Below are 13490 nucleotides of genomic sequence, written 5' to 3'. Positions count from 1 at the left end.
GGGCCGACGGCCCACGGCTCGAAGGCATGAGGCACCCAGCGAGCGCGGCGCCGAGCGAGTTCAGAACCGACCGCTCAGCCGTCTCCCATCTCGGACATTGCGGCTTCGGAGCGGCGTGCCATCTCGTCGGGATCGACATCTTCGATGTGAGTCGAGAGGTTCCAGCGGTGGCCCCACGGGTCCTCGATCATGCCTGAGCGGTCGCCGTAGAACTGGTCCTCAATGGGCCGCACCTCGGTGGCCCCGGCCTCCAGCGCTGCTGCGAAGACGGCGTCTACGTCTTCCACATACACGCTGAGCTGCATGGCCGAGCCGCCGTAGTGCTTGGGCGAGTGGAAGTCCATCTCCGGAAACTCGTCGGCCACCATGAGGAGCGAGTCGCCCAGTGCCAGCTCGGAATGGCCGATCCTGCCGCCCATGTCGACGCGCATCCGCTCTGACATGCCGAGAATGCTCGTGTAGAAGTCGATGGCGTCGGCGGCGCCGTCGACGCTCATCGCCACCGATATGCGCGGGTAATCGTCGGGGATGGGTTGAACCATTGTCGGGAACTCCTTGGTAGGTGCAGCCCGACGGTCGCAGCGAAGCGCCCGACCGCGCGACCCACTGGCCAGCGGCTGCACCACGATGCTACGAGGCTCGCTCACCAGCCGACACCGCGGCCCGAACAGCACATGAGCGCCCGCGTCGACCACGGCTTCGCTCGACGGCTCAGACGAGCAGCACCTCGACGGCCTGTGCTAGCGCCGCTTCGCCGCGGGCCTCCAGACCGGCACTGTCGGCGCTGGCGATGGGGTGCTCGATGACGGCAAATGGGTGCTCGGGCACGCCTTGGACACGGGCCATCAGCTCGGCCGCGTCCACGAAGGCGCTGGTCATGACGCTGACCGCGGGCACGCCGACCCGTTCGACTGCGACGGCGTCGTGCAGACTGCACGACGAGCAGCTGCCTCAGTCGCCGACACCGGCCAGGACGGCATCCCATCCCATCGCTTCGGCCAGCAGCTCGTGCTGCGCTGGCGCGCTGTAGTTGAGCTTGATGCGCCGGATCACCTTGGCGACCCCGTGTCGGTCGCGCAGCACGCGCTCGACATGGTCAAAGAACGGCTTGGTGTTCTCCTTGCCGTTGGAGATGACACCGATGGTGGTGCCCTTGAGGGTGGCGAGCCGCGCCGGTGCTGCGAATCCCTTGGGATCTTGCTCGTGGGTCGGGTTCAGTACTTCCACGTCAACCGTCCTTGGGCGGCAAGGTGCGGTGCCGGGCCCGCTCGGTTACATGCTGCCACGAACGTGCGACAAACCCCATGTTGGGCATGGGGCAGCACACGTCGGTCGGTCGCTCTGCCGTCGACGCTGCATGATCGCCCGATGCACACGAGCCGGGAGCCGCGGGGTGCACGCCGGTCGTGCGCTCAGCCGTCGACGCTGCCGAAGCCAGCCAACGGGGACTCGTAATGCCAACTCGGTCCAGACACCATCACGGCTCTGTATTGATGCTGTCGAAGCCCGCGAACAGGAACTCGAATGCGGCGTCGGCTGGATTCGCCGCGATGAGCATCTCGGCATAGGTCAGCGAAGCGCCGCCGAACGCAGGGTCGTTCCAGAACGGATCGGAGCGGTCGACCTCGCCCCACGGCCCGACGTAGGCATAGGGGAACGGGTGGGTTTCGTCGCCGGGCGACAGTCCGTACGTGGCGCGTTTGCCGCTCTCGGCGTCGCCTATCGCCGTTGCGATGTCGAAGTGCCCTGGCCACAGCTGGATTTCGTCGGCATTGGCGGCGCCGGGCAGAGCACTCAATTGCTCCAGTACATTTGCGCCAAGCCGATACCACGCCACAAGGTGCTCACCCACCTCAGTACTGACCCGCAGCCAGCGATCGGTGTCGCCGAGCTCGGGGCTGTCATGCTCCCGAGCCTGCGTGCCCGGCGAGACCCCGACGAATTCGGCGGCAGCGTTGAGTGTCGTGATATGGGTGCTGCGCTGCACTCCGCCCTCGGTGGCGAACAACTCGTCGCCCGCGACCCACACTTGGCACTCCATCTCGCCCGCACGTCCCATCGCAACGTCGAAAACGGGCGTGCCGAACCCCCGCTCCAGGCTGCGCAGCCCGAAGCGTCCCGTGGCGACGCGGCGCGCCTCGCCGACGACTGCGTACGCCAGCCGGTGATAGTCCTCGACCGAAGCGAGATAGTCGTCGGGCAGCTCGGCCAGCAAGCCGCTGCGGATGTACTTGGGCTGAGGCTGGTGGGCGCCAGAATTGCCTTCCATGGTGGGAGTCTGGCGTGACACGGCCGGCCCGCGCAGCCGCGAGCAGGACAGCCATTAGCACGGGAACTCAGCACACCTCATCGTCGACGCACGCAACGACGCCAACCCCGGGCCAATTCACGCCCTTTGAGCCTTCGGTGCTCAGAGAACCTCGCAGTCGACGCACGCACCGACTGCGACCGTGGCCGCGTGACTGCGTGTGCCCAGCCACGGCGGGATGACGGCAGCGAAGCCGCCTGCGGGTCCGCCGGCCGCGACGATCAACAGGTCTTGCGGTGCTTCGAGACCGGGGTACTCGCGCTCGGCGCGGTCCTTGACGACAGCGCGCTTGCCGACGGAAGCCCAGTCTCCCCGGCGCACCCGCGCGCGCTCGAAGACACAGTTCGCGATGTCGTCCTTCGTCCAGCCGGCAGCATCGAAATGGGTCCGCAGCTGCGGCGGCAGAACCACCGCATAGTTGCCTGGCCAGATGGAGTAGTTGAGCTGGTTGGCACGGATCTCGGCCGCGAGGGTCTCGCACAGATCGACAGGATCGGTCGTCCACTCGTTCATCACCTGCCGGGGCGCCATCGAGGCAACTGCCGTCACCGACGACACCTGACCGCGTTCGGCGGGCGTGGTGGCCAGCCGCTGGTCGCCCAGCGACACCCAACCGGTCGCTTCCTCGTCTTCTGCGATGCAGTAGCCGAGTTTGCCCGGGTGACCCAGCGTCGAACGATCGATGCCGCCGGGCCGCACATCGAGCACGTTCGCCAGCACGAGCCGCACAGCCCGGGCAATGACAGCCCGTGACCGATCAGCTCCCCCCCCGAGCACGCTGAAGGTGGCGTCCATGGCCAGCTCGCGCCGGATAGGTCCGTTGACGACCAGCAGCACGGCGCAGCCGCCGGTCGACGCCGTCGGTCCGTGCAGGCCAAATTCGGGCTGCAGCATGGCGGTGAGCGCAGTGACGACGACCGGGAAGTGAGGGGGCAGGCAACCGGCCATCACGGCGTTGACTGCGGCCTTCTCTGCGGTGATGGCTCGGGCTCTGACGGGCTCGACGCCGATGAGATGGTCCGGCGGCAGCATCACCCATTCCAGGCAGGCCGCAACGGCTTCGGCCGTCGGCGGCACCACGGGCAGGCCGTCGGTCCAGCCGCGCGAGTGATAGGCCTCTTGTGCGTCGGCGAGATCTTCGACGTCGATGCGGCCCGAGGTCAGCTGCACGGCCGTGACTGTACGGCCGGGATCGACCGCAGGGCCGAAGTCAACCGAGCGAGGGGCACCGGCGGCGACGCCCGGTGACGCTGCAGTCGCTCGAGGATGTCACCGCTAGCTGCGCTCGAGCAGTCCTCCGAGCAGGCCGCGAGAATCGTCCGACTGGGGGCCCACTGCATTGGCCAGCACCCGCGAGGCCAGCCGTGAGAACGGCAACGACTGCAACCACACCCAGCCGGTGCCCGACACCGTCGCCAAGAACAAGCCCTCCCCGCCGAAGAACATCGACTTGAGGTTGCCCGCCCGCTCGATGGAGTACTGCAGCGACGGCTGCATCGCCACCAGGCAGCCTGTGTCGAGCCGCACCGTCTGGTTGTTCAGCTGAATGGCCTGGATCGATCCGCCGGCGTGAAGGAACGCCATGCCGTCGCCCGTCAGTCGCTGCAAGATGAAGCCTTCGCCTCCGAAGATGCCCGTGCCGATGCCGCGCTGGAAGGCGATGTCGAGCTTGGTGCCCATCGCCGCGCACAGAAATGCGTCGCGTTGCGCGATGAGCTCACCGCCGTAGCGCGCCAAGTCGACCGGGATGATCTTGCCGGGGTAGCCGGCGGCGAAAGCGGCCTTGGCCTTGCCTGGGGCACCTGTGTTCGTGAAGTGCGTCAGGAACAGCCCCTCGCCGGTGATCGCACGCTTGCCTGCGGACTTCAGCTTGCCCCACAGGCCGGCATCGGGCTCAGAGCCGTCGCCCATCACCGACTCGAACGTGATGCCGTCTTCCATGAACATCATGGTTCCGGCTTCGCCGACGACGGTCTCGCCTGGGTCCAGCTCGATCTCGACGAATTGCATGTCGTCGCCGAACACCTCGTAGTCGACCTCGTGGCTTTGCATGGCAGGAATCTCCGGGGGTTGGGGACAGGTGCACCAACTGGCTGCGGTGCCTCGTTGAGGCCAACCGTACCGGGCAGCCGGCGCCACGAAGGGCCGCTGCGCGACATGCGGCACGCGGCACGCGGCAGCGAGCGGATCCGGCCCGCCCGCACGTCGGCGGGCGTCGGCAGCGACCTCGACAGCGCCGGTGTTGTCGGAGGTGTCAGCAGCGACGAGCAGGTCGACAGCAATCAACCCGCCGACCAGCAACAACTCACCGAACCGGCTCTCAGGCTGCTGCCGCTAGCCGATCGCCGCCGACCGGGAGCTTCGACAGGTCGATGTCGTAGAGCTCTGCACTGTTGTTGCAGAGAATGTCCCGGGTCTGTTCGGCCGTGAGGCTCGCGGAGTGCTCATCAAGCAGCTCCTGGCTCCACGGCCATGTGCTGTCGGAATGCGGGAAGTCGTTGGCCCACAGCAGCCGGCGGTGGTTGACGTCGTTGACCATCTTGAACGCCACCCAGTCGTCTTGGAACGTGGTGTAAATGTGCTCGCTGAAGTACTCGCTGGGCAGCTTGGACAGCTCTTGGCCCGGTGGCAGCCAATACCGGTGGCGCTTGTAGGCATGGTCCATCCGGTACATGTAGTGCGGCACCCAGCCGGCGTCGGCCTCGACGCACACGACCTTCAGCCCGGGGTTGCGCTCGAACACGCCGCCGAATACGAGCGTGCCCATGATGTCCTGATTCGCACGGATGATGGTCATGAAGGCGTTGGCCTTCGGACCGCGGGCTCGGCCTTGGCCGCGGCTGGTGAGGATGTGCCACGAGACGGGAAGGTTCAGGTCGACGGCGGCTTGCCAGAACGGGTCCCAGCGGGGATCGTCGAAGTCGAAGTCGGTGTGGGGGTTGCCAGACATCATCACGCCCCGCATGCCCGCCTCGGACATCGCGGCGATGTCGTCGATGGCCTCTTCCACCGAGCGCAGCGGCGTCTGCCCCACTGCGAGCAGCCGGTCGGTGTCCACCGAGCAGTAGTCGGCGATCCACCGGTTGTAGGCGTCCATGGCCGCCTTCTTGTAGTCGGCGTCGGAGTGGTTGCACAGCACCATGCCCACCGACGGGTAGATCACCTCGGCCGAGACGCCGTCCCGGTCTTGGTCAGCGGTCCGAGTGGCGGAGTCGTAGCTGCTGAGCGGCAGCTCCTCGTAGGCCGCGCTGCGCTTCAGCTCCTCGGGCTTCTGGCCTGCGGCGGCGATGAGTCCCATGTCGATGGTGCGCTTCATGCCGTCGATCACGTAGACGTCGCCACGCTCCTCGGTCCACTCGACCCGTGGCGCGACGTCCCTCCACTTCGGATCGATGTAGTCGACGTAGGTATTGCGAGCCTCCGCAATGTGCGAGTCGGCCGAGATGATCGGATAGTCGACGTCCACGTTCCCCTCCCAGGGTCGGGCTGGCTAGGTCGGGCCCCGCCGCGGATCGTAGTGTCCGGGCTCGGGGCACCGCCGGGCTGACACCGGGCACCGTGGCATCAGCTTCGGCGGCCAAGATCAGTCGCCTCGCGAGCGACGCCGCATTCCTTCCTCGGCCTCACGCACGCCTCCGAAGAAGTCGTCGTCGGCCGAAGTGCCCACCGTGGAGGACATTGCTCGCCGCTGGCTGTAGGCCCGGCTCACCGACGCGAACGCCTCACCGACACCTTCGTCAGAGGCCTCGTAGTTCTGCACGTTTCGCTGATCGACCCCCAGGCGGGCGCTCTCCGCGTAGGAATCCTGGTTGGCGCCCATGAACACAAACGCCCAGCCCTGCTCGCGTCGCTTGCCGATGAGTTCGTGGATGTCGGCCGCTGAGTAGTCGGTGCTGGCGTTCTCGTACCCGTCGGTCCAGATCACGACGGTCTGATCTTCGGGCTTCTTGCCCGCCTTGCGCCGTTGCTTGACTCGCCGGTCGGCGCATCCGATCAACCTCCCCACGGCATCGAACAGCGGCGTCAGTCCACGCGGTTCGTACTGCTCCAGCACATGCGGATCAGCCTTGTGCACCGACACGTCGTCGACGAGCACCTCGAACGGCGCTTCCGAGTCGAACTGGGCCACTGTGAGCCGGCACGAGCCCGGCTCAGCCGCCTGCTCGGCAATGAAGCGGTTCACACCCTTGACGACGGCAGCTTCCAGCCCCGACATCGAGCCGGATCGATCCAGCAGGATCCACACCTTCGACCGGTCAGACACCGATCCCCCGCCGGTCCGCTTGCCGCTCTTCGCCTGCACGGCGTCTGTCGCCGATGCTGCTCCGCCGCCACCGCTTGCCCAAGGTGCCGTGTCGCTCCGCTCGAACTCCCCGTTCGTCATCTCGTTTGTTGATGTTGATCCCATGTCTGTTCCTTTCGTCCAGAGCCCAGCGCCTCCGCCGCAGCGGCCAGATTCGCTGGTCGCAGCGCCGCACTTCGGCCGCCGCCTCTCCCCGATTCCAAAGTAGAGAGGGGGTGTCACATCTCTCCTGGCGGGAGCGTGCGGCACGACCGGATTGAGGTCGGCCGACAAGAGTCCGGCTGCGAGACTGACAAGACCAATCGGAGACACAGAGTGGAACTGCGTGCCGAGACATGCCGTGACGCAAGATGCCGCCCGATGCGGCGAAGAGATAACTTCGCCCGATGCAGCTACGAGACAGCGGCGACGTGCCGGAAGAATCGGTTCCCGCGCCTCGCCCGGTCACCGGCGTCCACCGCGAGGTTGAAGACGCGCTGGCCGCGGCAATGGCATTGGTCCAGCCCGCTGATGCCGAACCCGCCGCGGCGCCCGACGACGAGCCCGGCATCGCAGACCGATGCCTTGAGGTTGCCCGCGCAGCAGCGTCGAAGGCCGCAGACACCGTTCTCGCTGGGGGCCGCGCGACCGCAACAGGCGTCACATCAGCAGGCGCGGCTGCCGGCGCAGCGCTGGGCAGCGTCGGCTCAGCGACGGCCCAAGCGGTCAGCACTGGCACGCAGCGCGCGACCGATGCAACAACCAAGTGGGCGGCATCGGTACTCAGCGCTGCGCAGGGACTGCTCGCCAGCGACCTGTCGGACGCGTTCAACGATCTCACTCAGGCAGCCGTCAAGGGTCAGGCCACCATCTACGACAAGGCCATGGACGCCGAATACCTCGCAACCCACATCGGCGGCGGCAGCCACCGGCTCTTCGACGGCGGGCACACCATTAACGGCGCTTGGCGAGCAGCGAGAGACGCCTCACCGGACGACACGCTGGCAGAGGAAATGTTCGGCGCCCTTGGGGGACTGCTTCGCGACGTCTCCACGCCAAAGGGTCTGCCGCTCGCCACTTGGGACAAGGACACATTCGATTCGGTCGCTGAGTCGCTGCAATCGACGTTCGGCATCCCGAAGAGCTGGTTTTCTGACCTTGTCACCTACGACGCTGCGGAGTTGCTCGGCGGCACCGTCGGCGTGGTCTCGACGATCTTCAACTGGAACAGAGCCGATGCGGAGACCTTCGCCCAACTCGCCGCGAGCATGGGTCTGTCCGCCGCCCTCAGCGCCAATCCATTGCTGATGCCAGTCTCCGTGGTGGCGCTCGCGAGGGCATTCCACAAGGCGAAGTCCGGCGGCAGCTACGCAGATGTCGCCGACGGGGCATTCAAGGGCACTCTCGCGTCCGGTGCCAGCATGGGTGCCGTGGCACTGGTCGGCGTCGCCGGCGGCCCCGGTGGCCTGGCCTTGCTGGCGGGCATCAGCGCGGCCGCTCTCGCCCATGCTGCAACCCGAAACATCGAATTGACGGAAGTGAACGAATTCATCAAGGGCGACGCAGCAAGCATCATCAGGCAGTTCGCCCAGCAGGCCGGTGACACAGGCCGGGCGGTCGGGGCACTGGCCGCCGACGCGCAAGGCGCCGTCGCACATCAGACGCGCAGCGCGACCGGCGCTGTGGCGCAGGGAACCACGACTGCAGCCCGAGCCGCGGCCGACGCCACGACCGATGCCGTCGGCGCGACAGCGCGCCGTGTCCGCGCTGCGTGGCCTCGTTCGCAGGGCTGTTCCGAGCACGATTCCGAACCTTCAGCCGCCGGATCGGCACACGACGACGCGAACGACGCAGACTCAGACGACTGAGCGCACCACACAGACCAGGTTGGATCAGTTGGTGATGGTGCCGTGTGCTTGAACTCTCCAGGGGTTGGTGACGCCGGTGACCCAGGAGAGGCAGAGGCCAATGTCGGCGGCGTTGCCGGTGGCGGGCACGGTCAGCGTCGCCGGCGGGCTGTTGTGGTTGTTGGGGTTATGAGGCGGCTGCTTGGGCGGTGAGCGCTGCCTGCACTTTGGGGAGCGTGTCGATGCCGTCGGCCCAGCCGTGACGGCGTGACCGGTCGAGCCATGCTGCGATGCGGTCGTCGCTCATGGCGCCGCTGCGGCCTTCGAGCCGGTCGAGCACCGCTGTCCAGTCGCGTACCCCTGCGTGGTGGCTGCGCGCCCTGAACGACGCGATATGCGCTTGGACCTCCGCGATCAGCGCCGGGTCCATCACATACGCCGCCGGCGGCGGGTCGTCGTCGTCGGACACAGTGACCGTCGCCGCGGCTGCGGCGCCCACGGTGTAGCCGTCGCCGTCGGCCACCGCAGCGGTGACCGTCCCGTCGGGCTCGTCTGCCGTGTCGCCGACGGTGTCCACGGTCAGCGTCGCCGACGACGAACCGGCGGGGATCGTGACCGTGCGCGTGCCTGCGGTGACGCCGTAGTCGCCTGCCGCCGCGATCGTGACCGACACAGCCAAGTCGCCTGCGGGCGCAGGCGACGCTGCCACCGTGAAGCTCACCGCGGATCCCTCAGTCGCTCCTGACGCGGACGCAACAGTCACCTCAGGCACAACGACAGGCTGGTGCTGCGGCTGCTGCTGTGGCTGGCCGTCGCCGACAGGCTGCTGCTGTTGCTGTTGCTGTTGCTGTTGCTGTTGTTGTTGTGCTGTGTCGTGGGCTTGCTTGGCTTCGATCTCGGCCACTACCTGGTCCCACACCGGGCTGCTGTACCTGCTGGCGTTGCGGCGGGCCTCGGCCAAGCTCAACGCGCCGCCCGTCACGCCGGCGGGGTCCAGCGCGCCGATCGCGGCGAGTGCGCGCTGCCAGCGGTTCACGTGCGCGAAGCCGTGATGGGTCTGCGACGCCAGATACTGCACCGCGGAGACGACCTGGGGGTCCGCCGCATACGGCGCCGGGTCCGCGCCGCCGCTGTCCGCGTCGGGGACGGCCTGCTGCTGATCGGCCTGCTCTTGGTCCTGGCCGTGGGGGGGTGCTTGCTGGCCGTCGGGCACCGGATCGCCGTCGGACACCGGAACGCTGTTGTCGTCGACGCTGGGAGAGGTCTCCAGGTTCGGCCCGTAGCTGACCATCACCCGCCGATGCGCGGACGGCTCGCCGTTGTCGCGCTCCAAGCTCATCGAGATGACATAGCTGCCCGCGGAACCGTACAGCGCCGGGTCCAGCGTCAAATCGACCCGCAACAGCCTGTCCCAGTGCTCGGGCCTGATATGCATCGCGTACCAGTGCCTGGGCCCCGCGACCTTCGAGTACGACGACGGACTCGCACCCGCCTGATCGGCGCGATGCACCGTCGCGGCCACCGGCGCGTTGTCCCACGACCCGTCAGGGCGGCCGCTGCGCAGCCGGATGCGCAACGTGTCCCAGCACAACCCCGCAGACCGGCCGTAGCCCGTCGTGCAGTCAGGCGGCCCGTCGACCCTCACCCAGAACCGTCCGGCCCCCGAACGGCTCTCGCCCGCACGGCTCAACACGCTGACCCGGTCGATCACGGCCCCGTCGGCGCCCACAGCATCGAAGCTCTTCAGATCGTCGTCGACCACCCGCACCGCCATGTTGAAGTCGGACTCCGCCTCAGCCTTGGACTCGCTTCGCCGCAGGATCTTCGACAGCGAACCCGAAGTGTCCCAGTTCTCGCTGAACGCATGACGAATGATCCGAGTATCAGACCTCACGTCGTCGTCGTGGCCAGCGGTCACCGTCACCGTCCGCGGCTCGTCGTGATCGCGGTGAGTCCACGAGATCACCGCCGGGTCGAACGACAGCCCGTCGCCCGTCGGGGTGATCGTCAACGGCGACCCCGGCGCCGGAACGTTGAAGTTCCGCACCGTGTACTGCACCGTGCCGCCCTCATCGACACGCAGACACTCCCGCTCACGGCACCCGAAACCAGACTTCGGATCCGGGTCGAACACCGGATCGAGCCCCCGAGAACGCTTCACCACCACCGTGATCGGCGCGAACGCCACCGACGCATCGCTCGACGACAACGACAACTGGAACTTCGCGTCAGGCCCATTCGCAGGCAGCCCATCCGCGCCTGTAGGCACACCAGTCACCTCCACCACCCGATAACCCTTATGCGGCGAAGGCTCGTCATAGGACGTCCAGCCCGCCCAGTCCCGAGCAGTGAAATCGAAACTGATCGACCCAGACGGCTGAAGCCTGACCGAATGCGACCAAAAACGGTTCGTACCGAAGTTGTCCCTAACAAGACGACCACTGCCGGGAATAAGACTGGTCTGCACCTGAACGCCCTCAACACCGAAGCTGCCCTCTGCCGTGTGGCCTAGGTGCGTGCGGCCCATGAGCAACTGATCCGGATGATTCACCCTGACCCGCGACGGATCAGACGACACCACCGTCACCGGCACCCGGCCAGTCACCTCCTTAGCCAAGTCCAGACGCACAGACACCGTCTGGCCCTCACGCACGTTCACCACCGAAGGCGCCGACACCAACAGATCCGACGCCGCATTCGCCGTGCCGTTCACCGCGATCTTCACGATCTCCGTGCGGGGGGCGGACCACGAGCCGCTGCTCACATTGGAGCTACGCGCAAAGCTGCTGTCAGCGATACTGAAGCCGGGCGTCCCGCCCGAGTCCTCGTCGTCCGAAGCCGCGCTGTCGACACGGTTGATGCCCGAAAGACTGCCATGGTTGTCGAGCACAACGAAATACTCGGTGTCCGCCGCGAGGCTGATGCCGCTCCCCGGCGCCGCGAAACGCAGCCTCTGAACACTGCTGAACGGCGAGAAAGCCGGCCACGCCAACGTCCCGACAACACCGCCGGGGCGGCCGTCCGACTCAGCATGCACCGACACCGACAGCTTCGAAGCCGTAGCAGCATCAGTCAACTGAGCAAACTGCACATCGACACTGCCCAACGTGTAACCCAACGCGTTGCCGCCCGTCGAGAACGCCTGCGCAGCATCAAACAAATGCAACTCGTAGTCGTTTCCCTCGCTCTGGCCCAGATTGCTCACCAACACCGGGTCAGGCGTCTGCGCCCCCGCCGACGACAACGGCGCCAACGCCAACAACGCCGGCAACAAAAACGCCGCCAGCAACGCGCGCGGCACGCGGCCGCCGGCCCTCACACGCACCGACCCCCCCCCCGGGAATCGCGCCGCTCACACCGACACCACCAGCAACTCTCGAACCCGACAACCGACCACTCATCCGAACAAGCCTTCCATTCCCCACTGCACCCAGACCGGGCCCAGGCCGCCTACAGATTTTATCCGCCGGCAAGTGTGCACCGCTCCACACCCAAAGTCAACAACGCGTACGGCACCAGCCGCCCCAGCCCCAACATGGGGTCGGCGAGCACGAACGGCGTGCCCGACACCACGAGACGCAGCCGCGCCGCAGGCGTGTGGCTCAGTAGATCTTGGCGTCGGCTCCGCTGGCGGCCTCGGCGACGCCGGACTCTCGGGCGGTGCGCAGGTCGCGGGCCATGCCGCGGCCGAGCGCCATGGCGTCGCCCGACACGGTCTGCATGCGAAAGCCCTTGCCACGACGGTCCGCCGAGAGTTCCGCCGTGGAATGGATGCCGGCCACCACGCCGTGCGCAGCGCACCGCTCGGCGATGTGCTCCAGTGCCGCCTTGTAATCGGCGTGGTCGTCGGTGTAGCCGGGCCCGTAGCCGTAGCTGATCGACAGATCGGCAGGCCCGACATAGATCGCATCCACGCCCTCGATCGCCAAGATCTCATCGAGCGCCTCGACCGCTTGGCGGGTCTCGATCATGGGAATGCAGGCCGTGGTGTCGTTCGCCGCTTCGAAGTAGTCCTCCCCCGCTGCCGCCCGTGCAGCCACGAGCACCGGGCCGAAGCTGCGGGCGCCGAGCGGGGGGTACTTGCACGCCGCTCGCTGTAGGCCCGGCTCACCGACGCGAACGCCTCACCGACACCGCCATCCTCGGCCCAGTTCGCTCCACCGAATCTGGTCAGAGGTCGAAGGCGCTCCGCAGTGTCTCGTCAATCGTCCGTAACTCCAGCGCGTGCAAACGGCCGACCCGACGGATGAGACGCTCGGTCGAGAGCGCTCGCACCTGCTCGATCTGAAACGCCGTCTCCGTCGACAATCCGTTGGCGCGGTCAGGCTGGCAGACGACGTGCAAGGGGATTCCCCGAATCGTGGATGTACCGGGAACGACGATGACCATCTTCAGATTCGGATGATGCAGCCGGTTCTCCGACACGATCACCGCCGGGCGCACGAGCGCCTGTTCGGGATCGCGCGGTTCGGCACCAAAATCGACGAGCCAGATGTCGCCGCGGAACAGCTGCTCCTCAACCGCCATCGAGGCCGTCCGCAGCCGCGGCATCAAGACGGCGGCTCTCGGCCTGATACAAGGCCGCCTGTTCCGAATCGAGATCGTCGAGCGCATCCCGAACCGAGGTCCACCATTCATCACGGCTGAGCCGATGCACGGCTTCGGTCACAACCTGCAGCATCGAAGTGCTCCGCTGCTCAGCGAGGCGAGCGATCTCGTCACGCAACTCGGTGGTAACCCGCAGTGTAGTCGTCTGAGTTAGCGCCATATTCATAGCCTAACGCAGCGACCAATTTGGCCTCGTCTGCGAACGCCGTCCGCGGGAGCCGCACCGCGCCAATGCCGGCGGCGTCAGTAGATCTTGGAGTCGGCTCCGCTGGCGGCTGTGGAGGACATTGCTCGCCGCTGGCTGTAGGCCCGGCTCACCGACGCGAACGCCTCACCGACACCTTCGTCAGAGGCCTCGTAGTTCTGCACGTTTCGCTGATCGACCCCAAGGCGGGCGCTCTCCGCGTAGGAATCCTGGTTGGCGCCCATGAACACAAACGCCCAG

At 66.9% G+C, this 13490-nt stretch carries 12 protein-coding genes and 1 pseudogene; 1 reads left to right on the top strand and 12 read right to left on the bottom strand.

The window, feature by feature from the left end; genetic code table 11:
- Positions 1-74: 74 nt before the first annotated feature.
- The 7 genes from ACOGJB_RS15640 to ACOGJB_RS15610 all read right to left on the bottom strand — a co-directional run bounded on the left by ACOGJB_RS15640 (position 75) and on the right by ACOGJB_RS15610 (position 6716).
- A complete protein-coding gene (locus ACOGJB_RS15640; RefSeq protein WP_419838019.1) occupies positions 75-542 on the bottom strand; it encodes a VOC family protein in 468 nt (155 codons plus the stop codon).
- A gap of 169 nt (positions 543-711) precedes the next feature.
- Positions 712-1227: a UGSC family (seleno)protein gene (locus ACOGJB_RS15635; protein ID WP_419838018.1), complete on the bottom strand. Its 516-nt coding sequence runs from the start codon at positions 1225-1227 to the stop codon at positions 712-714.
- A 250-nt stretch (positions 1228-1477) separates the two neighbouring features.
- Positions 1478-2269, bottom strand: coding sequence for a hypothetical protein (locus ACOGJB_RS15630; protein ID WP_419838017.1), 792 nt, complete (start codon positions 2267-2269; stop codon positions 1478-1480).
- A 141-nt stretch (positions 2270-2410) separates the two neighbouring features.
- Entirely contained in the window at positions 2411-3478 is a 1068-nt protein-coding gene (locus ACOGJB_RS15625) for a hypothetical protein (RefSeq protein WP_419838016.1), read from the bottom strand.
- 105 nt (positions 3479-3583) lie between these two features.
- Positions 3584-4609 (bottom strand): TIGR00266 family protein, encoded by a 1026-nt coding sequence (locus tag ACOGJB_RS15620; protein ID WP_419838015.1) that lies wholly within the window; start codon positions 4607-4609, stop codon positions 3584-3586.
- Between the two features lie 19 nt (positions 4610-4628).
- Positions 4629-5774, bottom strand: coding sequence for an amidohydrolase family protein (locus ACOGJB_RS15615; RefSeq protein ID WP_419838014.1), 1146 nt, complete (start codon positions 5772-5774; stop codon positions 4629-4631).
- Positions 5775-5891: 117 nt separating this feature from the next.
- A complete protein-coding gene (locus ACOGJB_RS15610; RefSeq protein WP_419838013.1) occupies positions 5892-6716 on the bottom strand; it encodes a vWA domain-containing protein in 825 nt (274 codons plus the stop codon).
- 281 nt (positions 6717-6997) lie between these two features.
- On the opposite strand from ACOGJB_RS15610, the gene ACOGJB_RS15605 reads away from it, so the two are divergent.
- Positions 6998-8458 (top strand): hypothetical protein, encoded by a 1461-nt coding sequence (locus ACOGJB_RS15605; protein ID WP_419838012.1) that lies wholly within the window; start codon positions 6998-7000, stop codon positions 8456-8458.
- Between the two features lie 166 nt (positions 8459-8624).
- On the opposite strand, the gene ACOGJB_RS15600 is transcribed toward ACOGJB_RS15605, so the two are convergent.
- From ACOGJB_RS15600 to ACOGJB_RS15580, 5 genes and pseudogenes are all read right to left on the bottom strand, one after another.
- The gene (locus ACOGJB_RS15600) at positions 8625-11756 is read right to left on the bottom strand and encodes a choice-of-anchor R domain-containing protein (RefSeq protein WP_419838011.1); all 3132 of its coding nucleotides are present in this window, start codon (positions 11754-11756) and stop codon (positions 8625-8627) included.
- Positions 11757-12039: 283 nt separating this feature from the next.
- Positions 12040-12513: pseudogene (locus tag ACOGJB_RS15595) on the bottom strand (aldolase/citrate lyase family protein); the annotation flags it as partial.
- Positions 12514-12607: 94 nt separating this feature from the next.
- Positions 12608-12964 carry a type II toxin-antitoxin system PemK/MazF family toxin gene (locus ACOGJB_RS15590; RefSeq protein WP_419838010.1) on the bottom strand — a complete coding sequence of 119 codons (357 nt, stop codon included), beginning with the start codon at positions 12962-12964 and terminating at the stop codon, positions 12608-12610.
- Positions 12954-13205, bottom strand: coding sequence for a hypothetical protein (locus ACOGJB_RS15585; RefSeq protein ID WP_419838009.1), 252 nt, complete (start codon positions 13203-13205; stop codon positions 12954-12956). Before ACOGJB_RS15585 ends, ACOGJB_RS15590 begins: the two co-directional genes overlap by 11 nt.
- A gap of 83 nt (positions 13206-13288) precedes the next feature.
- Complete coding sequence (locus tag ACOGJB_RS15580; RefSeq protein ID WP_419838008.1) at positions 13289-13474, bottom strand: hypothetical protein; 186 nt, start codon at positions 13472-13474, stop codon at positions 13289-13291.
- Positions 13475-13490 lie beyond the last annotated feature (16 nt).

This window comes from Candidatus Poriferisodalis sp., assembly GCF_965208895.1.
In the GTDB taxonomy this organism is placed as follows: Bacteria; Actinomycetota; Acidimicrobiia; order Acidimicrobiales; family Poriferisodalaceae; genus Poriferisodalis.
This window is presented reverse-complemented; position numbering and strand designations above follow the sequence as displayed.